14 protein-coding genes and 1 tRNA gene are annotated in these 20,619 nt (G+C 42.6%); 5 read left to right on the top strand and 10 right to left on the bottom strand.

The features are described from left to right. Nucleotides 1-247: 247 nt before the first annotated feature. Nucleotides 248-1,078: a DUF2345 domain-containing protein gene (locus EI161_RS04380; RefSeq protein ID WP_318779362.1), complete on the bottom strand. Its 831-nt coding sequence runs from the start codon at nucleotides 1,076-1,078 to the stop codon at nucleotides 248-250. Between EI161_RS04380 and EI161_RS14945 the strand changes: the two genes are divergently transcribed. Further along, complete coding sequence (locus tag EI161_RS14945) at nucleotides 962-1,201, top strand: hypothetical protein (RefSeq protein ID WP_263973706.1); 240 nt, start codon at nucleotides 962-964, stop codon at nucleotides 1,199-1,201. The two genes, EI161_RS04380 and EI161_RS14945, sit on opposite strands and share 117 nt — an antisense overlap. A gap of 191 nt (nucleotides 1,202-1,392) precedes the next feature. On the opposite strand, the gene EI161_RS04385 is transcribed toward EI161_RS14945, so the two are convergent. The 8 genes from EI161_RS04385 to EI161_RS04420 all read right to left on the bottom strand — a co-directional run bounded on the left by EI161_RS04385 (nucleotide 1,393) and on the right by EI161_RS04420 (nucleotide 15,550). Beyond that, nucleotides 1,393-2,502 carry a hypothetical protein gene (locus EI161_RS04385; protein ID WP_192529060.1) on the bottom strand — a complete coding sequence of 370 codons (1,110 nt, stop codon included), beginning with the start codon at nucleotides 2,500-2,502 and terminating at the stop codon, nucleotides 1,393-1,395. Between the two features lie 249 nt (nucleotides 2,503-2,751). Beyond that, complete coding sequence (locus EI161_RS04390) at nucleotides 2,752-3,432, bottom strand: hypothetical protein (protein ID WP_192529061.1); 681 nt, start codon at nucleotides 3,430-3,432, stop codon at nucleotides 2,752-2,754. Nucleotides 3,433-3,441: 9 nt separating this feature from the next. After that, a complete protein-coding gene (locus EI161_RS04395; protein WP_192529062.1) occupies nucleotides 3,442-4,818 on the bottom strand; it encodes a hypothetical protein in 1,377 nt (458 codons plus the stop codon). Further along, on the bottom strand, nucleotides 4,818-7,517 hold the full coding sequence (locus tag EI161_RS04400; RefSeq protein WP_192529063.1) for a DUF2345 domain-containing protein: 2,700 nt from the start codon (nucleotides 7,515-7,517) through the stop codon (nucleotides 4,818-4,820). The genes EI161_RS04395 and EI161_RS04400 overlap by 1 nt, the downstream gene beginning before the upstream one ends. A 106-nt stretch (nucleotides 7,518-7,623) precedes the next feature. Then, the gene (locus EI161_RS04405; protein ID WP_192529064.1) at nucleotides 7,624-8,412 is read right to left on the bottom strand and encodes an OmpA family protein; all 789 of its coding nucleotides are present in this window, start codon (nucleotides 8,410-8,412) and stop codon (nucleotides 7,624-7,626) included. A gap of 287 nt (nucleotides 8,413-8,699) precedes the next feature. Further along, nucleotides 8,700-9,680 carry a type VI secretion system-associated protein TagF gene (gene tagF / locus EI161_RS04410; protein ID WP_192529065.1) on the bottom strand — a complete coding sequence of 327 codons (981 nt, stop codon included), beginning with the start codon at nucleotides 9,678-9,680 and terminating at the stop codon, nucleotides 8,700-8,702. After that, nucleotides 9,677-13,726, bottom strand: coding sequence for a type VI secretion system membrane subunit TssM (tssM, locus tag EI161_RS04415; protein ID WP_192529066.1), 4,050 nt, complete (start codon nucleotides 13,724-13,726; stop codon nucleotides 9,677-9,679). The genes tagF and tssM overlap by 4 nt, the downstream gene beginning before the upstream one ends. Nucleotides 13,727-13,792: 66 nt before the next feature. Continuing rightward, nucleotides 13,793-15,550 carry a hypothetical protein gene (locus tag EI161_RS04420; protein ID WP_192529067.1) on the bottom strand — a complete coding sequence of 586 codons (1,758 nt, stop codon included), beginning with the start codon at nucleotides 15,548-15,550 and terminating at the stop codon, nucleotides 13,793-13,795. Between the two features lie 413 nt (nucleotides 15,551-15,963). Here EI161_RS04420 and EI161_RS04425 point away from each other — a divergent pair, with 413 nt between their 5' ends. The 4 genes from EI161_RS04425 (at nucleotide 15,964) to icmH (ending at nucleotide 19,998) form a co-directional block, all read left to right on the top strand. Next, nucleotides 15,964-17,028 (top strand): M15 family metallopeptidase, encoded by a 1,065-nt coding sequence (locus EI161_RS04425; protein WP_225735220.1) that lies wholly within the window; start codon nucleotides 15,964-15,966, stop codon nucleotides 17,026-17,028. 42 nt (nucleotides 17,029-17,070) lie between these two features. Further along, nucleotides 17,071-17,745, top strand: coding sequence for a hypothetical protein (locus EI161_RS04430; RefSeq protein ID WP_192529068.1), 675 nt, complete (start codon nucleotides 17,071-17,073; stop codon nucleotides 17,743-17,745). Between the two features lie 9 nt (nucleotides 17,746-17,754). After that, entirely contained in the window at nucleotides 17,755-19,101 is a 1,347-nt protein-coding gene (gene tssK / locus EI161_RS04435; RefSeq protein ID WP_192529069.1) for a type VI secretion system baseplate subunit TssK, read from the top strand. A gap of 84 nt (nucleotides 19,102-19,185) precedes the next feature. Next, on the top strand, nucleotides 19,186-19,998 hold the full coding sequence (gene icmH / locus EI161_RS04440) for a type IVB secretion system protein IcmH/DotU (protein WP_192529070.1): 813 nt from the start codon (nucleotides 19,186-19,188) through the stop codon (nucleotides 19,996-19,998). A gap of 371 nt (nucleotides 19,999-20,369) precedes the next feature. On the opposite strand, the gene EI161_RS04445 is transcribed toward icmH, so the two are convergent. After that, nucleotides 20,370-20,445: transfer RNA gene (locus tag EI161_RS04445), tRNA-Asn, on the bottom strand. Between the last annotated feature and the right edge of the window lie 174 nt (nucleotides 20,446-20,619).

Genomic DNA, 20,619 nt, shown 5'->3' on the forward strand with positions numbered 1-20,619 from the left:
AATTGTTTTATGATATTCATCCAAATTATAACTCTTTTGTAGTGCAGTGACTATAATTGAGTAATTCCTGACTTGAATCTCTCTACAAACTTTTCTATAACTATTAATTCGCCACTATCTTTAATATTGACTTCTTTCACAAGCGGTTCAACGCTAGCCTGTGTCACTCCAAATCTTCCAGATTCTATAGCTATTGTAATTAGCCTCTATTTTTGTGATGCTGTTGATGCACCTGTAGGAACGCCCATTACTTACTCTCCTCACTATTAACGTTCAACAAATGAAACTTAATTTCTTGTTTAATGGAGGTACGTATAGTTTCAGTGTAACCCTTAAAGTCAGTCGTACCTTCAAACACTTCCCCCGTTATTTCAGCCTGCGCAATATAATCAACGAAACTATAGGGAATATCATTATCGTCAGCGAATCTGAATTGAGCAGTGTGATTGTCTAGTTTCAAATGAGCCTTAATTTCATCAGGATCAGAGCTATAGAACGTCTCAGTATTCCCCTCAGCGTCAGTTATTCCTTCAAACGTCTCTTTTGTATTCTCATTAATAGCAATATATGGGGTGTTGGTGTAGGCGATATCATCATCGTCAGCAAATCTAAACTGTGCTTTGTACATTGCACCAGCTATTAAGCTGGGCAACCCCGCCAATCCCAGCCCATCTACACCGCCTCCAGCCTTACTATGCTTACCCGCCCTCTCCGTAAACTGCTTTGCCGCTATCGTAATATTAGCGCCATCTAAAGTAATACTCGCACCACCAGCGGTCAGGGTAATTTTATTCGTTGCTACCACTTCAACGGCTTTAGTCGAGGAGGCGATGTTCACATCCTGCTTAGCCGTGGCTTCCAGTTTTCCTGTATGGGCGGAGAGGGTGATGTTGTCCTTAGCATTGGTCATACTAAATTGACCATCGGCTATTATATTGAGTGACTCACTACTGATTTGGCTATGACTATCGCCACTACTGATATTCATATCTTGCTGAGTGGTGGTGATCATCTCACCCATAGTTCTGTGAATCAGCGTATTGTCACTGACATAGCTTGTGTCTGCTGCACTATCGATCAGCGTGAATGGTGTGGTTTGATGAGTCTTGGTTTGCTGTTCCTCTGCGATAGTCTCAAGTTGCGTTTTAATCGCGTTATGGTCATTGACTTGTCTGCCAAGTCCTGTTGCCAGTTGCGTTAGTCGCTCTGCTAGATGCTGACCACCTAGACCAGTTTGAGTCAGAGTCGGGGTATGCTGTTGATAGTTATGCTGTCCAGATTGTGCGTTGGTTTGTGGTTGAGTGGAAAATAATGAATATAAAAAACCACCCGAAGGTGGCTTAGATCGAAATATTAAAAACTACCCTTTTTCACCGTCAAACCGTCAAACCGTCAAACCGTCAAACCGTCAAACTGCCAAATCACTTCACCCCAGTTATTGTTTGGATAGTCTGGCATGATGTCGCCTTGCTTAAAGTAAGCACGACGGTCAGATTTTGCTTGTGTGAACCAGTAGCCTGATTTAGGACAGGGCTGATTGGCAGGGCAACGTCCTTTGGCTTGACTGGTAATTTCAGGTTTATTGGGTTTGGTTTTATTTTCATAGTAAGGCGTCATGTCTTCGCCCGCCTCTTGACGCTGCATAAACTCTTCATAAGTGATTTTGTAAGGGTCAATAGAAACAAACTTGCTGGTATCGATGCCTGTCTCTTTAAGTACGAGTGGTAGGGTATAGTCAGGTTGATCTTGTTGGATTTTTAGACCCATTTTTGTGGCAGCGGTTTCGGAGAAGAGTCTGAATTCAGGTAATTCGCCATAAAGCTTACTATATTCTTTAGTCAAAGGCTCATCATAATCATTCGGAACGATTTGTTGTAGTAGCTCTACTTCATTGAAAACTTCTAAACTAATCAGGTAGTGACGCTTACCCGTGGATGGATCTGTTTGTCTATTCATTCTGATATTCATAAATACATCTGTACCATGTCGAAGCTGCCATGTTTGTAGATCATCAAGCTGCATCCATTGTTCAAAACTTAATGGATAAGTATAGTTAAGGCTGAAAGTATTTCCGTCTTCTGTGGTAGCAAATATAAAACTCTCTTCAGGAGTCAATCTGGGTTCACTTAAAGTTTTAGCATGTGTCCAACCTTTATCTTGTAGCTCTTTAAAGAAAGACATCATTTTTTTGTAAGCATCTTCGTCTGATATGCCGCTGACTTTATGGTTGAATAAAAAACTAAGATTGATTTTAGAGAGTTTATAGTTTTCTTGCTTATTATCCTCGTAAGCTAAGACTGACATAACACCATTGATAGAGAGTTCACCATTAGAGTATTTAATAATGGCAGTAGGCTCTTTATATCTTGGAAAATCGTAACCTTGGAAAGTAACGCCCATAGGTTGAGCGTCGCCTTCTTGAAAAGCTTTATATTCAGGGTTAGTGTTATATAAATCTTGAGCAGTCACATTTAAAGAAATTTCTAACGGTTTATTAGGCATAGTGCTCTCTTTTTCTGCTTGGCAGGCAGTAGTTAAAAAAAGAAAGCTAAAGCAAATAAGAGTAGTGAAAATTCGTTTAAACATAGTACTAAACTTGCCTTAGTTGCCTTAGTTGCCTTAGTTGCCTTAGTTGCTTTGGTAATAGGATGCTATATCCTTATCCTTTTTTACTATCAAACTGCCAAATCACTTCACCCTAATTATTGATTAGGTAACTTGGCATGATGTTGCCTTATTCTAAGAGTTAGGTTAATACAAATTTAATTCTGCTATATTGTCAAATTCACATGATGTCAAGTCTACCATCGCATACTTCGATTGCTTTTGTTGTACAGTACATCCTTTGTATTTAGTAATCTTAGGGCTACTTATGAGCTCTTGGAAAAATATTTCAGGGTCATCTACTCCGCTTATGTCTAACATTTTATATACGGTATCTTTATGGATGTTATTAAACGAATTGCGTAATTGATAATTACCTCTTAAATTAGACATCTTTACAAAATATTTATTATTCACTTTATCCAAAGAGTAATCTAAGATAGTGCCATCATTATATTGAATGACACCAAAAAAACCATATGCCGTTTCATCATATTGTTTGTTTTTTATTTGGTTTTCATTGTAGTTGTTAAAAAAGAAATTTTTAATATTTTTTACGTTCTCTTCAGGTAAAAAAAATGGTTCCCGGGCTTGCTTTGCGGGGGTTTTTGTTATGAAAGGAACCGGGTCTGTTGTATTGAAACCCTCTTGGATTTGGGTTTCAATATTAGAGGATGATACGCTCTCAGCGCTGCTCTTTTCATCCAGTTGCACAGTAGATTTGACTGCTTTACCTGAATCGAGAGTGAGTGAGTCAGAAGAGGTGGCGTCACAGGCAGCAAGTAATGTAGTAATCACTAGAGTAAGTGCGAGCTTTATTGTTTTCATATAGACCTCTTATAGTTTGTATACACTGGGATCTTTTTGCATTAGATACCATTGATACTTTGTAAAAGAAATAAGCGAATTTGGGTTATCATCTCTAGTACCAAGTTTCCATTTATAATCCATTACTTTATCACTAAACCCTTGGTAGAATTTATATTGGTTAGCAAGATTAGGCTCAAATACGTGTGGTACTCCTAGACTATGGGCGACTTCATGAACTAATGTCTCGTAATCGTCTAAACCTGATTTTAAAACGAGCGCAACATTACCTGTTGCAAATTGTCCAGTAGAAAAATCAGCAGGTGCTTTACCGTACAAGTCTTTTACATCAAAATCTAATAGAAAGATATAAGTCTTTTTATGACCTTTTTGATTAATAGATAAGGTATTACCTTTTTTATCTTTATGCTTTCGCAGTCCATATTTATCATACGCTCTCATAATTCCGTCACTTACTGATTCTGGAGTATGGCTATTTGTCTTTGCATGCCTTATATAAGACTTTATATGTGTGTCGGCATCAAATTTATTCAAATCGAAGTGCTCTTCAGTTTTAATCTCTGCTCTTATAAGTGCTTGGTTGAATGATTTGTATTTTAAATACCACTCTATAGATTCTAAGGATTTTTTATTTATACCGGTAGATGTTTTAGTAGGTACCAATACTAAATCAGCTTTGTATGTCTGATTGTTTTTATGTACCATCAACTCTCCTACTAAGTCTTTAGAGTTAGCAGAAATAGCGTAAACAGCGATACTTTCATGTTTGCTAAGTAGTTGGTTCTTTACCCCCTTAACCAATACTGCTCTTTTAAGAATATAATCCTTCCGAGTTTTCTTATTAGCATTATCAACTATGGTGGTTTTATGTCCTCGATTGATAAAGTCTTTAATTGAAATACTTGAAGGCGAAACAGTAAGTTTACTTGGATTCGAAGATACAAACTCTAGCTTCGTATATTTACTGGCTGATAGTTTAGAGGTGTCCCCAATTAGTTGCTGAAGCTCAATATCTAGTTTTACTCCACCTTTGTGCATAGATGAGCCACCTCTATAAACACTGTTGGTTGTATATGGGAAGATAACCAACCATGCAGGTAAATAGTTGTATTTATGTAATGATGGCGAGTACATAGCATCTTTAAGGTAAATATCTTTAAAGTTAGAAATATTACCTATAAATAATGCTTTATGAGTACGTTTACCTGTTGTGGGTTCTGTTACCTCTTCTATTGGATACCTATCAGCATCTCTAGGATAGTCAAAGCCATAACGCCCAGCCATGTCATTTGGCTGCCTAAAATGAACCGTAAACTCACGACGGCTGATCCTAAGCACTTTAAAAGGATCAGAAGGACCAGTAGTACCATTAGAGTTTTTACTCATTATTCTGCACCTTTTAATTCATCATTCTGCCAATCAAGCTCTAAATGTACCTCAATCTCATCCTCACTATTCGAGTGAAAACGTTCTGACCATCCGTCTTCATTAGTGACGCCTTTGAATTCTTCGCCTGTTTTTGTATTAACAGCGGTATATAAAATATTTGCATAAGGCACATCATCGTCATCCAAAAACTGATATGCCAAACTATAAACGCCATCCATTAGCGTCTTTTTATCAGGAATGATGCTAGGCAACCCCGCCAATCCCATCCCATCCGTTCCGCCTCCAGCCTTACTATGTTTCCCTGCCTTCTCCGTAAACTGCTTAGCAGTGATTGTAATATCACCGCCATCAAGCATAATACTCGCCCCACCAGCCGTCAGCGTAATCTTATTCGTCGCTACTACTTCAACGGCTTTAGTCGAAGAGGCGATGTTTACATCTTGCTTAGCAGTAGCTTCAAGCTTACCCGTATGGGCGGAGAGGGTGATGTTGTCTTTGGCATTGGTCATACTAAACTGACCATCGGCTATTATATTCAGTGACTCGCTACTGACTTGATGATGACTACCGCCACTACTGATCATCATGTCCGTTTGCGTAGTATTAATCATCTCACCCATGCTTCTGTGAATCAGGGTATCAGTACCGACATAGCTGCTGTCTGCTGCGCTGTCTATCAGGGTATAGGGATTGGTTTGATGAGTATTGGTTTGCTGTTCTTCGGCGATAGTTTCAAGTTGCGTTTTAATCGCGTTATGGTCATTGACTTGTCTACCAAGTCCCGTGGCCAGTTGCGTTAAGCGTTCTGCTAAGTGCTGACCGCCAAGGCTGGTTTGGGTCAGAGTTGGAGTGTAGTGCTGGTAGTTGTGCTGTCCTGATTGTGCATGAGTTTGCGGTTGAGTGGAGAGGACAAGTGCTTCACCTGATTTGATATTAATTTGGGCGTTAGTGGCCGCATTGATGCCTTGACGTTTGGCGGTGTCTAATGGATTGATAACCCCCATTTTTATGCTGGCAGTGACTTGTCCATCATCGACGTTGAGCTGTGAGTACGCTTGTTCGCTGCGGTGATCAGTGACCCATTCTGATAAGCCGTTGTCGGTGTTGCGATAACCACTCTCAATCGCTTGTTCGTTGTCTGTGGTAAATAGGCTAGGGCGAGTCGATGACAACAGACTGCCAGTATTGATCAAATGCTCGCTATCACCGATAGACTGCATCAGGGTTTGATCATCTGCTCTATGGGTAAAGTGTGTGCCATAGTTAGCACCCGCTTGTGCTTCTAATCGACTGATAGGCTGGGCTGGGCTATCCAGTAAGTAGTTTTTGGTCGGCGTCATATGATTGCGGCTGTCTGTGTCGCTTTGGCTGTTTGTAATCCCTGTCATTGGTGGGAGAGCACGTCTGCTGTATAGAGGACTGACCCACGGGGTATCAGCGGTAATGAGGCGCAGTTGAGTTAAATGAATGCCAGATTCTAGACTTGACGCATGACGCTGTTGGTGGCGTGAGCTTTGGGTTAGCCCTGTCACATGTGCCAGACTATTGCGTGCCAGATGCACGATATGGGTAGTGCGGTAGTGCTGATTGAGCGCACTGTGATCGACAAGTATAAAGGTATCAGCAACGTTTAGGTCAGTAGCATGGGCAAGGGCATGATAGACGCTGTACTGACTTTGATGACTGTCTGCTGCGATAGCCGCTTCATCTATGGTTTCAGTATCGGTTACTGGCGCAAAAGCAGCGGGCGTATCTAATGTGAGTGTGTGGTTATTGGCATGGCTGCTTTCTTCATCAGTATTACTGCTCATCGCAACGTCAGCGGACTGGGTTGGCTGTGCGACGCTGGCGCTATTGAAGCGCTGCATCGTTACTGAATTTGGTTGGGTGATGACCTGCTCACTCAATGCCAATATGGGCGCATGGACACGGTCGTGTAACACTTGTTGATAGCGTAATGCGCCAATGTTCACGCTGATACCATCGCTATCGCTTGGACTATGCGATGTAATAATAAGCTTTGGTGGACTGTGCTCGTCCGTTTGCTCATGGCGTAAGTAAGCCGTCAGCCCTTGACGCGCGAGCCGCTCGCAGATATGTGTCCAGTCGCTTATTTGCCATTGGGTCATGCGCGCTGGTGCCCAGCTAGCACCACCTTCATCGCTGCTACTATCATCAATTATTTCTATCTCAAGTGCAGCCGTGCGCTCTGCTACCATCGCTTGTACGGTCACATCAGTATCAATATGACTGCGTAAATGCTGATGCAAGCGATAATTGATGGGCTGGGCGAGCAGACGATAATAACCGTAGCTGCCATCATGGTCTAGCTGATGTACCGCTGTTATATACAGGTGACGAAAGCTTAGGCCACGTGGAGTGTCAAAGCTCAAGGTTAAAGGGCTACCGATGAGAGAGGTTAGTGGCGTAAAGGGTGGATGATGCCGCTCATGGATATAAACGTGCAGCACATAGATATCGATACCGTGCTGCTGATGTTGGCGATTACCATTGGGATTTAGTTGAGCAATAATGTCGGCTTCATCAAAGCTATGCATGAGCTTATCTTGCCACAATCGATAAGCATCGATATCTTGGCGCGCGCTCGAATAGGGCGCTTGAGTGCTACCTTCGCTAGCATAAAGCCGATCTGGATGCATGGGCAGCACGGTATTGGTCAAGCGTAACATAGTCATATCCCTATTCTTTGAGCAATGGCATCTCTTTGAGCAATTTCATGACAACTATCAGCAGGTGACGATTGATGATTATTTGCCGTTATCATCATACATAGTGATGTTATTAGTTAAGGGTAAATTCGATACGGCGGTTACGGGTGCGTCCTTCTTCGTCATCGTTACTAGCGATGGGGTCAGTGTCCCCTTTACCAGTGGTACTGAACCGCGCCGCATGTATATTTTGATCTATCAGGTATTTTTTGACCGCTTCTGCACGCTCATTTGATAGGGCTAGGTTGGCAGTAGGATTGCCAACATTATCAGTATGGCCCGTGATGGTGACTGCCTTATTACCGAGGCCCTGTAATACGCCTGCGATATCGTCTAAGATGCCCAGACCCGTTGGCGTCAAGTTAGCACTGCCAGATTCGAACTCGACGATACGATCGCCCAAAGTATCATCAATGAGGCGTTGTTCCTCTTCTACTACGACCAGCTGGTTTTCTAATTGATAGAGATCGGTTAGCCGTGAGTGAATACGGTTTTGAATGGCTTGTTTTTGTTCAATGCTGCTGACTTTGCCATGTAAGCTAATGGTCGTACCATGAATATCAATACGCCCTTGGCGAATGTTAGAGATATCGCTGTCGATGATAGTCGTGGCTATCTGTTGCCAGTTGGTGGGTATATTAATGCTTGAGCGCACTTCAATTTCATCTCGAACTGGTTTATTAGGGTATTGCGCTTTGAGCTTTTCCAGGAGTTGCTGCTTGTCCGAGCTAGTGGCGACCACACCTTTGATGACCACGGGGATATTTTGTGCGTCATTGGTCACATGAGCATCGTTATGTGCTGCAAAGACAACGGCGCTGATAGGAAGGGTCATAGCGACGGCTAATAGCAGGTTTTTCATGCGATTTGTTGGCCTAGGTTTGGATATTTTGGAGAGGACTTTCATTCAAGTACCTTTTTAATCTTGATATTATTGAGCGGTGACTAGTGGCAAAGATATGATGCATGGCGATTACTATTAGCTATTATGAATCAGTAGTTATAGTTAAAATACTTTAAAAACGCTACGATACTGCGGGTATGGTTTTTTTGTAGCCTCTGTCTGCGTAGGCACAGCAAGCTAGAAAAAACGGTACCTGCAGTGCGTGATGTAGCGATATTACTTCTCACTGACTATATTATGAACCACTACTGTGCCAAAAAGGTCTTTTTAAACAATTGCCTAGTATCATACAGGTATAAGTTATCTTGTAACAATACTTTATTGAAACGGGTCAGCCCAATATCTTCATCGATATAGCCTTTTGTCCAGTCGCTATTAGCGATGACCACCCAATCTTCAGGATAAGTTTTTTCACTTTCTGATATTTGCTCGAGTATACGTCCATCGGGTTTGTTGAAACTCAATAACAGGCGATAGCAATTAGCAACGCGGTATAAGTAAGTATTCAGGGAGAGCTGATGCGGCTGATAAAAACCATTGATGAGATCGTGCCAAAAGGTCGCCATGTGTATCGAGCTTTCTCTATCAGAGGTGAGTGACCAACAGATGGCCTTATTTAAACCGTTAAAACCCTTGGTAAAGGTAGGCAAAAATAATAAGCCAGTGGCGATGACTTGCTGTATCAGTTGCGATTTGTCGATGTTCATTAATACCGCTATATCATGCAACGTAGTGGTGTTGATAAAGTCGTAATAGTGAGTGCTGGCGTTGTTATTGATGGTGAGCTGGCTATCATTGAGATACTCCATAAGATCGGCGTTGTCAGTTTTGGACTTGGCCATGCTTAAGATTTCATAAGTGTCATCCCAAAGCGCTGCTGACTTGACGGGCAGATATTTCATCCAGTTTTTTGGTTTATCGAGATGAATCACGCCAAAGCCTATCAGTGGATAGTTTCTATGGCTACTATCATGGCTGGGAATGAGGACACCAGTGATAATCTCATTAGATCTAGTATCGATATGACTGAAATTCAAAAAAGCGATGTTATTGGAATTTTCTTTATCTACGAGGCTTTCACTAAATATGCTTTCCGACACCGCTAGTGCTTGGCTGACCCATTCGTCAATGGCATTGGTCTCTGAGATATGAGCACGCGCCCGTACAAAGTCGCCGCGAGCAGGCAGTTTGCCAAAATAAACTAAAGGTAAGGAGTCAGGAATCATGGTGTTTGCTCCTGCTGCTCAGTGACGGCTGAATTGTCATTAGTTGTCGTCGCGTTATCAGTAGGCGGTTGCGCTTGTAGAAGGCTCTCATTATTGGCAATGCTATTAGTACTAGGAGCTACAGTGGTTGCATTGGCTGGTGGCGTAGCATTAGTTGCATCTTGCTCGACAGTTGGTACTGTCTGATTGGTGTCAGAACCGGTATTGGCAGTAGGAGCCTCGCCATCGACTGCATTACTATCAGAAATTGGCCTTGCTGTACGTGTAACGCCCAGAGCGATAACCTCATCTGGTAATTTCATACCAGTAAATGGATTGTTTGAGCGCCCTTGATCGGTGGTGGTGCTACCACTGCCACTGATGATTCTAAAGCGCACAGAGATAGTGACATCATCACCTGACCATGCCATCTCAAAGATATCATTGCCAAGTTCAGTACGACGTGCACTATTGATAAGGCGTTCTACACCAAAGCTACCTGCTTCCTCAAAGACAGTAAAGTCTCTGCCATCATAATCCTTGGCTCGTATACTGGCGCCAGGCTGGCTGCTTGGATTGGGCCATACAAACGTTGTCCAAGCTTGGCTACCCATGCGATAACGTAGCTGTTGACCATCGACCACAATCGTATATTCGGTCAAGCCGCTGACGGGTAAGGGCATGATTTGAAAGGTGGTTTGATTGGCCGCGCTACTACCAGCACCACCAGTACTATTACTACCAGTATAATTGGTAAAGTAGCGCCCAAAATCAGCGACAAATTTCGGGTTAAGACCTATGCCTGCGCCATTCCAGATTTTACTGGAGATTTGATCACCGCGGCGAATGATAAAGGGCGATAATGTTTCGTTGACGAATCGCGCCACGTAGCCATCTTCGCCAAAGAATTGACCAATCTCAGCAGGCGTCGCCTCTAGGTTAGCATTGGCGGTAAAGGGATACTTTTTTTCTAAATTATCTAGGAAAGGCTTATGTACTTGTGCTTTCCAGACTTTATTAATCTCTGCTTTAGTGGGGGTCAGTAGCATATTGAAGGAGCGTGTCAAAGGCTCACTTAATAAGGGGCGAACCAGCTGTTTAATTTCAGAATTGGCTTGGCTGAGTATTTGCTCATCTAATATCTGTAGAGATTTAGTCAGTTCTGAGCCTTCGGGGCTGAGGGTTTGCGAGGCAAACAACAGTGCATCAGGGCCGATATCATCACTACGAGCGATATTATTAAATCGCGTTCTAATGTCGCCTAAGCTTGCTAAATAATTGTCTAATAATGACAGGTCTTGGTTGTCTTCTCGCGGCGTTACTAAAGCATGTATAGAAGAGAATTCTTGAGCAATCACACCTGAGCTTGCTGGTGCTACAGCAGCGGTGTTACTAGCACTACGACCGTTATTCATGGTCGCTTCTGCTTGGCGCAGCTCAGCGGGGCTCTGACGCAGAATGGTTTGCTTAAACCAATTCACAAATGAACGACGAGATTCCCCGCCATTGCCAACCGCTTGATTGGCCGCTTTGTTATCCCACTGAGTTTGGCGATCGACCGTCTCAAATAATGTTTTTAGCGGTGATTCTGTGGCATTAGACAGCTGATTTAATAAGATCGCATGGTCATCGAAGTCTTTACTATCGCGAACATAAACTTGAGATAAAAACCGCTTCCATTCACTGATATATTCTTGCTTATAGCGACTGACCAAATACTGCCGTATCTGTTCAGGACTACCTGTCAAGGTGAGGTCATCTTGGCTACTGGTTGCCAATACCCAGTCATCGGCGACTATTCTAGTAGTGGCAGCTTTATCAATCTCATCACTGACGAACGACTCCCACGCTTGTTTGGTAAAGGTGCCTGAAATGACATGGCTACCAAGTAGCGCTTCGTTGGCTGTACCTTGGGTGATTTGAGCGACTGTGACAGATGGGAAACGGGCCGATGAACGCATTTTAATCTCAGAGTAAACACGCTCACGAGCAGGCTGGCCTTTGCTAACTTTTGATAAATTACCGCGTGTTTTGTCTATCAACCCTAAGTCATTTTGAATCAATGGAAAAGTGGGGTCGCCGACATGAGCCAACGTAAAACTCAAGATACGCTCAGCTTGGCGAATCATTTTGTCACGTGGCATATCAGCGCGATTGGCGTCGAGCCAGTTACGCCAAAACCGGGTCATCTGATCGCTTAAATGACTGGTCTCTAAATTGTCATGATTGCCAAGCATGAGATAAGCTTTGAGCGCATTATAAGCATCTTCGACGTCCGTAGGGTCTGACTGAATATAAGCATCATTAACGGCAGCATCAGAGGTGTTGTCAGTGGTCGAATCCTCTGTACGCACTTCTAATTGGTCGGCGTTGGTGTTTACTTCGGTCAAAAACGTTTCGATGTTTTGTTTGGTCGGTGTTAAGACGATGATGCGGATACCGTTATAGTATTCTGCTAACAGTTTTTGCTTCAGTTTATCGCCTTGGTAAAGGCCAAATCTCAGAGACAGCGGCTTGTCGTCTTGATAGCCTTCGAGCTGCTCGATTCGACTTTGTAAAATACTGAGTGACTCAAGCTGGGACTGTAGATCTCCATTAGAGTTTTTTTGCAGCGCTGCGACTTGTTGTAAGTCGGCCACGACGCGTTCAGTGAGCTGTTTATTATTGGCATACGACCAAGTCCACAATCCGACAACCGTGCACAAAGTGACAACAGCAGCTAGGGTAGCAAGTGCGCGATGACTGCGTTTGTTTCGATTTTTGTGCTGCTTAACCAGATGCTTGTCTTTTAAAATAACCTTGGAAAATAGGTCTTGTAAAAAGTAAGGCTTGTCAGCGGATTCCTGCTGGGCGTTAAGTGGTATAGCTGGTGGGTGCAAATCGTAATTTTGTACCATTTGCAACGTCATTTGGCTACTAACTTGGCCATCTTGCAAGGCGCTAGTAAAGTAAAATCCACGCAATATGGGCTTAAATTGAAAAGGATTGTCTTCAAATAAAGCATGCATCAGCGTCCGTATCATCGGACGTAATGACTGAAACTCCATGGGAAAGGTCATGAGACTGGGAGATACGGTGCGCTGATGACGCAAAGATAGCTTAGTAGTGCTCAAATCTTTTAGACCGTTGACTAAGACGCCAAAATGCTCTTCGAATACGTCAGTAATATTGATGTCTTCTGGGTCTTCGGGGTAGGGAATGGTCGCGCCCCATACTTGGCTGCGCTCTTCTTGCTCATAGTCATTAAAGAAGTCACGAAAGCCTGAAATCAAATCCATTTTGGTAAAGACCACATAGACAGGCGCATAGACTTCTAACTGTTCGGTTAAGTCCTGCACACGACTGCGTAGGTTTTTGGCCAAATCCAAGGCATAGTTTGGGTCGTTTTTGGTAAGCTCAGCGATACTGACCGCGATAATAATGCCGTTAATCGGTGCTTTAGGTCGATTCTTTTTGAGCAAGTTTAAAAACGACAACCATTCTGAGCGATCTTCTTCATAAACGGAGTAGCGTCCTGCGGTATCGAGTAAAATACCTTCAGTGGAGAAAAACCAATCACAATTACGTGTACCGCCAACGCCTTTAACGGATAGCTTATTGGTTTGATCCATGAATGGAAATTTTAAGCCAGAGTGTAATACTGCTGAGCTTTTGCCTGCCGCTGGATTACCGATCACCATATACCACGGTAGCTCGTATAATGCTGCCTTACCGGTTTGATCGCCTATCTTTGATTTGCGAATGGTTTTAATGGCATCTTGCATTTGCTGTCGTAGCGCTTGCACCTCTTGGGCGTTTTCATCTTTTGCTAGGTGCGTGCTATCTTCACTTTGACTTTCAGTGCCGTTGTCTTCGACCAAATTTGCCAGCTCATCTGAAGCAGCCTTGCGTTTTTTCCACAGATAATAGGTCAGCAGCCCCAACACCGTGCATGTGATTAAAATGCCAACAATAATAAAAAAGGTTTTGATGCTCACATAGTCATACAAAAAGACCAGAGCGACTATGATACCCAATGCTAATAATACCCTTGGGTTGTAGATAAGATGAAAAAACCTTGAAAACATGCGTGCTACCTAGTGTGGTCTTAAGATAATAAAGCGAGTATTTACAACGATAAAGAGTTGTCAAAGCTATGATTCAGGCGTCTGAGAAAAGTCTGCTAACCAAAGCATAGAGCAGTGCTTATGTTGGGTAACTAAAAATATCTCATCTGACTCTTGTTGATTTTTTTCCACCATATTAACAAACAGTGATAAGCTGATAAACGGTGATAACCAATTATTTAATGGCATATAATGCCCTAAATGATGTTCATTTACTAGAGCGCCTTTTGCTATAAATGCTTCGAGAAAGTTCATATACGTTGATAGGTCATAAGGTTGTTTTAATGGATTAATGTCTGAAATAGTGGTAATACTCATATCTGCTAGAGAGACATTAGTCTTGTTATTAGTTTTGTCTTTGATGTCAGACGATTCTTTTTTTGGTTTTGTTGTCGGTTTATCAGTGGTTTTTAGCGCGGTCGTATCGGTCGGTGACAGTGAGAGGTTATTGTTTATCAATAGATTTTTGATAGCCGTTAGGTGTTGGAAATAGCTGCGTTTATTGTTGTTTTTAACGTCACTATCTTTAGGACTTGGGGCGCAAATCTCAGTCAATAAAATACTGGCACTGGAATCGATATTGAGTACATCTTGAGCCGCTTGATTAGAAAACACCAACAGCGCACCAGCTTCGGTAGGAATGACATTAAAAGCAGAGTTTGAGTACATATGAGCATCTAACCATTCTTCATTTATCTGTGAGTCAGCAATGAGCATTAAGCAAAGCTCAGGGGCGGATGACTGAGACAATGGGATCAGATATCGGTTAATAAACTTGCTAGGTCCATGAATACCATGACTACCATCAAGCTCAACGTTATCTTCTATACTATCTTCTACGTTATTTTTTATAGTGACATCATCAGTCGGAATGACTTCAATAGAGAGTAGTGCTTCAGGAATACCGTAGGTCGCTAGTTGCTCTTTGATGGCTGCAATAAGTAACGCTGAGTCGGCGCTGGCAGGGAGGCACAAATAAATGGGTAGCTTGGCGAGCGATGTACCTGCAGAGACAGAAAGCGTGTCATCGTTGCTTGAGTCATTGGCTGACTCATTATCTGGTTGGCTGTTTTCTTCACTGGCGCTCGCTAAATAATGCTGCTGCCACTCAGGATGGACATCAATGGCTGAGTTGGGTTGGGTATTGTTATTTTTATGGTACTGATGGAAGTGCTCGGCGAGGATATACAATATCTCATCGCTTGACGCAAGATGCTCATAAACCAATGAGCATAAGCGTAAAGTTACATCATTTAACGCTGGCATGTGCTCTGTATGCGTATCTTCGTTATCATCAAAATCCGAGTCTGCTAAAGAATCATCATAAAGGTAAGCATAGGGTAAGGAGGCAGCATCGGTGAGTCTGGCGATGGGTTTGGTCAGTATTGGCAGCCCATCCATATCCATCAGATCTTCGCTTAATACTGTCAGGTCTTCATCGTTGTCTACCACATCAGACCAGCTATCCCCCTCGGGCAAACAAACACGGCTATAGATAAACAACTGATAAGTATCAGGCAGTTTGACGGGGGCTTTTTTATCAGATTTTGCCCCAGTGCTATCTAACGCTTCTCTTTCTTGGCTGTTTAATCTTTTTTGCCACCACAACAGCATCATGATAACGCCAACAAATAATAGGGGGATAGCAACAAACCACAGTAACAAACCGGACGAGGTAAGCTGTCGAGCATTGTCTTTAAAGTACATCCAGACCAAAATCAGGTAAGCCACTAAGAGCATCACGACAACAAAGCGGCCATAAGACAGTATTTTTTTTGCGCCCACTTATTTAAACCTCTTGTTTGTTTGGTTTTTTATTGTATTTATGACTATGTTTACAAAATTTATAGGCAGTATTCTATGGCATTTACAAGGTTCTTTCTACTAAATTTAATGACTTTATTTTACTAATATTATTTTACTAAGATCGTATTCAACAATAAGTAGAAATGATAATTTTATATTTTTTTAATAAATAGCTGAACTAATAAGGTCTATCACGTTATTAAGTCAATATTAATAATAAATCGTTCGTATAAAGCCCGTCAGCATTAATAAAACCAAGGCAGGAGAATAAGAAAATAGCATAATTAAGTCGGCTTTATTTCCAACGAAGATGTTTTATCTATATAATACTGACAAAATAGTAATTACCAACGCCTGTTTGTCTTTTTTCGTCGTTTTGGTTTTATCGTCTTATGATGTATGTGATCGTTTCTTTCTTTACGTTGCTATCGATTATGATGATTGTCATGCTCTTTGATCGGCAGCTGTGCGCGCGATTATTGGGCAAGATTGCGATCTATTTTCAACGATTATTCAGCCCCAGAACTAAGCATTCATTACCCAAGCATTCATCAACAGAACCACCTAAGCAGCCATTTAGTTATCGTATCAAGCAGTTTGGGCGGTTTATTGCAAAAATAGATGTTTCGCGACTCCCAGTGATATCGGCATTATCACTGTTGATTATCATGGCGACGGCTGGGCTGTGTTATGCCTTGATTACTAGTCATTCACTTGAGGTGTATCATGCAAAAGATACGCGGCCCAGCACTACAAGCGCACAAATCAGCCAGCTGTTAATAGGAGAGCGCCTGAGACCGCCGCCAGCGCCGCCTGAGGCGTTGTTCGCTGAGTTAGAGGCCGAAGTTGCAAGCTATCAGGCCGATAAAGCGGAGGAAGGCTATTGGCCTGAAAATCAAACGAATGTGCCTCAAGCTGGCAGACCGCTGATGCTGCCTGAGCCTGACTTGTCTGAGCTAAATACGCAAGATCACAGTACGGGTTATTCGGGTGATATGCTGGCCTCACATCTAAATAATGGCCATATCAATATCAAAAATGCTGACCGTAATTGGAAAAAAATGAACTCAGAGTTTGTTCAACGGCTGTTGACTGTGTATAAAGTAATGAGTGATCAGTATGGCTATGACATGGTGCTTTTAGAAGGCTATCGTAGCCCAGCAAGGCAAGCAAGGCTGCTCAGAAAAGGCTCTCACGTAACCAAGGCGGGGTCGTATAAAAGCTATCATCAGTTTGGTTTGGCAGGCGATAGTGCCTTTATTAGAAATGGTAAGATTGTCATCAGTGAAAAGGATCCTTGGGCGATGCGAGGCTATAAATTATATGGTAAAGTAGCCAAATCTGCTGGACTTGTGTGGGGTGGTGATTGGCGTATGATGGATCTTGGCCATGTCGAGCTGCGTAAAAAAGGGGTGCTTGGTCGCCCAGAAATGGCAGAGATTTTGACCAGTCAATAATGACAATAAGATTTAAGGTAAATTTAAAATATGGACAGATGTATGACATTGCCGATGGCATTAATAGCCACTGGTTGTTTGCTAAGCGGTGTGCTCGCTGGATGTAGCACTGATAAATTGAGCAAATCAAATGACAAGGTGTCGGCACTGGCAGGCGAATCTCCTATTGGAAATGCCATGAGTAATATCGTTGGTAGTGGCAAAAACAGTGCCGATTTGCAAAGCTTGCAAGCGCAGTTAGAGCAGCAGCAACAGCAGCTTGCGACCATGAGTGCCGAGCAGCAAGCACTACAAGAAAAACTAACGCGTCAGCAGATAACACTCCATATTAAACCCGCTGCCAACGCTAATGCTGGACGTGCCAAACTAGGGACAGCAAGCACCGCTTATATTGCGTTCTTAGAAGAAGAAAGTGAGTTCAGTGATATTGAAGAATTGGCTGCCAAAGAAATCAGCGTGATTCCAAATCGTGATTCCAGTCTGACGGTAAATATTCCACAAGATGCACGTTTTATCGCCGTTAAAGTGGGGTTAAGGTATACCAAAAAGCGCTCACAGTTTCTTATTCCACTTGCCAGTCTCAATTTTGATACGCCATTTACGCTGAATATAGGTGCATGCGATGTCAGTATTACTGAGGGTATCGACCCGGCGCTGGCGCCTACATTTAGTACCAAACTTAAATATTATCAGCAGCCATTAGTCAGCTGTTCGTAGGAGATTGTCTTGAGCAAACATAGAGTATTGTGGGGCGAAGGGCTGTTTTTGCGTCCTCAGCATTTTCAAATTCAAGACACGTATCATGACTCGCAGCGAGCATTAAGTATGATGCTGGCGCACCCTTATGCTTATGGGGTATCTGAGGTTCAGATCGATGAGCAATTATTAGAAAGTCATTTATTAAGTTTTCAGAGTATTTATGCAGTATTGCCCGATGGTACAATATACCAAGCACCTCGCACCGATGCATTGCCAAAAGCAGTTACCTTAGATACTCAAGATAATGGCGATGAGGTTTTTGTATTTTTAAGCTTAGAAATTGTCCATAGCGGTGGCAGTAATATTCAGACGGATCACAGTGATAATCCAGCGCGCTATGTCAAAGGTGCTGTTGAGGCGCAAGACCTATATAGTCAAGCCGCTGAAGCGGTCATCGATGTGATTAAGCTGTCGCCAAGTCTGCAATTAAGCCATTCTGCGCAAGTGCCCAGTCAAGATACGGTGTCTTTATTGATCGCTAAGCTCGTGCGTACCACCCAAGGCGTTTATCAAGTCGATAATGATTATATCGTCCCGAGTGTGCATATTACCAGTAACGCTGCGCTCGTTGGGCAAGTCTATCGTTTGATGACCATGATTAATACCAAGTCCACCTCATTGTATGACCATCATCGTCAATCTAACAATGACTTGTTAGAGTTTCGCTCTTCAGATATTGCGTCTTTTTGGCTGCTGCATACGCTGAATACCGCATACTCTCAGATCAGCCATTTATATAATAATGCCAAACTACACCCAGAGCGGCTTTATGAGGCGCTATTAAATGTTGCCAGTCAATTGGCTACTTTTAGCTCATTATATAAAGTAGGGGATTTGCCTTCTTATCATCATGACAATGCCAACGAATCGTTTGTCGGTATTATCTCGATCATACGTGAGCTGCTCAATACGGTGATTGCCAGCAACTTTATCTCAATCCCATTACGTCAGACCAAACCGTCTTACTACACAGGTGATCTCAGTAGTGACAAAATCACGCGCGGCTCACAGCTGTATCTGTCTGTTAGCTCATCGCTACCGATGCACGAGTTAATCGACATCGTGCCACGCCGCTTCAAGGTTGCGACCCCTGACTCAGTAGAAAAACGTGTTCTCTCAGCGCTGCCAGGCTCTCCTGTTTCGCACGTCACCCAAGTACCTAGCGCGATACCGGTGAGGCCAGGCTTTAGCTACTTTACCATCGAGCCAGTAGGTGAGCTGTATGACGAGATGCTAAAGTCTGAATCTATTTGTATTTATGTACCAAATGGCTTTGATGATTTAAAAATTGAGCTGATGGCCATCGTACAGTAGTTATGCCGCGTCTCTAGTGGTGCTAAGGTTGAAAGATCAATAGACACTAAATAGTATTTGAAACAATAAGCATTAGGAACAATCATGTCAGGGAATAATTCAGTGGGCTCTGCGCCCTCACTATTGGATTCGGGTGAGGTAGCATCAAAAGTCTCAGCAGCGGGACTGGATAAACGTATCAGCAGCCAGTCGCTGGTCGATATTATGTATGACGGCTTTTATTTGGTATTCCTGCTGCGTAATCATTATTTTAGTAGTGAGCCGCGTAGTTTTCGGCAAAAGATATACGCATTTTTGGACAAGTTCGAAGTTGATGCTCGCAAAAAAGGTTTTTTGTCAGAAGACATTCATGAGGCAAAATACGCTTACTGTGCGCTGATTGATGAGACCATCATGACCACGCAGGACCCAGAGTTTCAAACCCTAAAAGATGCTTGGGAGATGAATCCTTTGCAACTGGATTTGTTTGGTTCGCAAATCGCGGGCAATGAGTTCTTTGAGCGTTTAGATGGTTTGCGTGAGCAAGGAGAGAAGCGCCTACCTGCTTTAGAGGTGTATCATTATGCGATGCTGCTTGGCTTTCAAGGTAAGTATCGTTTAGAAGCACCAGAGAAAATTCGCTATCTTATCTCGCGTTTGGGCGATGAGATTGAGCATCTACGCGGCAATAAAAACGCGTTCTCACCGTTTTGGGCGATTCCTGACCAAATCAAGCACACGCTTACTAGCGAGACGCCATTATGGGTTATCCTTGCCGTCATGGCAGTGTTATTGACCGTGATATTTGCCACCATGTGGCAGTTTACCAATAGCTTTTCAAATGAGCAGCTCTCGGCATACGACAATGTTATTCAAGAAAACAAAGAGCAAGCGCATATTTCAATATTTTTACCCTAGCGTTTGCTGATAACCATACCGCGAATCCACTTGCAAAATAATACCGTGCTGCTGGGATGTTTGTTTTTAAACATATAATTAAAATACTTTAAAAACGCTACGATACTGCTGGTATAGTTTTTTTGTAGCCTCTGTCTGCGTAGGCACAGCAAGCTAGAAAAAACGGTACCTGCAGTACGTGATGTATCGATTTTACTTTTCACTGACTATAGGTTCCGCAGCTTCTGTTTGCATAGACACTGCCAGCCAAAAAAATTCATTCCAAATGAAAAAAAACAGCAGCCATAAAAAAACCCCCATCAAAGTGATGAGGGTCTTGGCAAATGCCATAATTGAATTAAATATAATTCAAAAAATTTACAACTAAAATGTGGCTCTCCAACCTGGGCTCGAACCAGGGACACACGGATTAACAGTCCGTTGCTCTACCAACTGAGCTATTGGAGAATAAGCTATAAGCGTTTAAAACCTTATAACGAGCCTTAGAAGTCTCTAACGAGTTCTTGCTAAGTGGGGCGTATTCTAGCAAAGATAAAAAATACGTCAAGCCTTTTTTGCATAATTAGTAAAGATTATTGTATTAATAACACAATCCGCGGTTTTTCACCAAAAATTTAGCAA

The sequence above is a fragment of the Psychrobacter sp. FME5 genome, assembly GCF_014861375.1.
In the GTDB taxonomy this organism is placed as follows: domain Bacteria; phylum Pseudomonadota; class Gammaproteobacteria; order Pseudomonadales; family Moraxellaceae; genus Psychrobacter.

Coding starts and splice junctions, on each gene's coding strand:
- EI161_RS04390 (WP_192529061.1), bottom strand. CDS start 3,432: ATGAAAACAATAAAGCTCGCACTTACTCTAGTGATTACTACATTACTT.
- EI161_RS04430 (WP_192529068.1), top strand. CDS start 17,071: ATGACATTGCCGATGGCATTAATAGCCACTGGTTGTTTGCTAAGCGGT.
- tagF (WP_192529065.1), bottom strand. CDS start 9,680: ATGATTCCTGACTCCTTACCTTTAGTTTATTTTGGCAAACTGCCTGCT.
- EI161_RS04385 (WP_192529060.1), bottom strand. CDS start 2,502: ATGCCTAATAAACCGTTAGAAATTTCTTTAAATGTGACTGCTCAAGAT.
- EI161_RS04405 (WP_192529064.1), bottom strand. CDS start 8,412: ATGAAAAACCTGCTATTAGCCGTCGCTATGACCCTTCCTATCAGCGCC.
- tssM (WP_192529066.1), bottom strand. CDS start 13,726: ATGTTTTCAAGGTTTTTTCATCTTATCTACAACCCAAGGGTATTATTA.
- EI161_RS04425 (WP_225735220.1), top strand. CDS start 15,964: ATGATGTATGTGATCGTTTCTTTCTTTACGTTGCTATCGATTATGATG.
- EI161_RS14945 (WP_263973706.1), top strand. CDS start 962: ATGACTATCGCCACTACTGATATTCATATCTTGCTGAGTGGTGGTGAT.
- EI161_RS04400 (WP_192529063.1), bottom strand. CDS start 7,517: ATGACTATGTTACGCTTGACCAATACCGTGCTGCCCATGCATCCAGAT.
- EI161_RS04395 (WP_192529062.1), bottom strand. CDS start 4,818: ATGAGTAAAAACTCTAATGGTACTACTGGTCCTTCTGATCCTTTTAAA.
- icmH (WP_192529070.1), top strand. CDS start 19,186: ATGTCAGGGAATAATTCAGTGGGCTCTGCGCCCTCACTATTGGATTCG.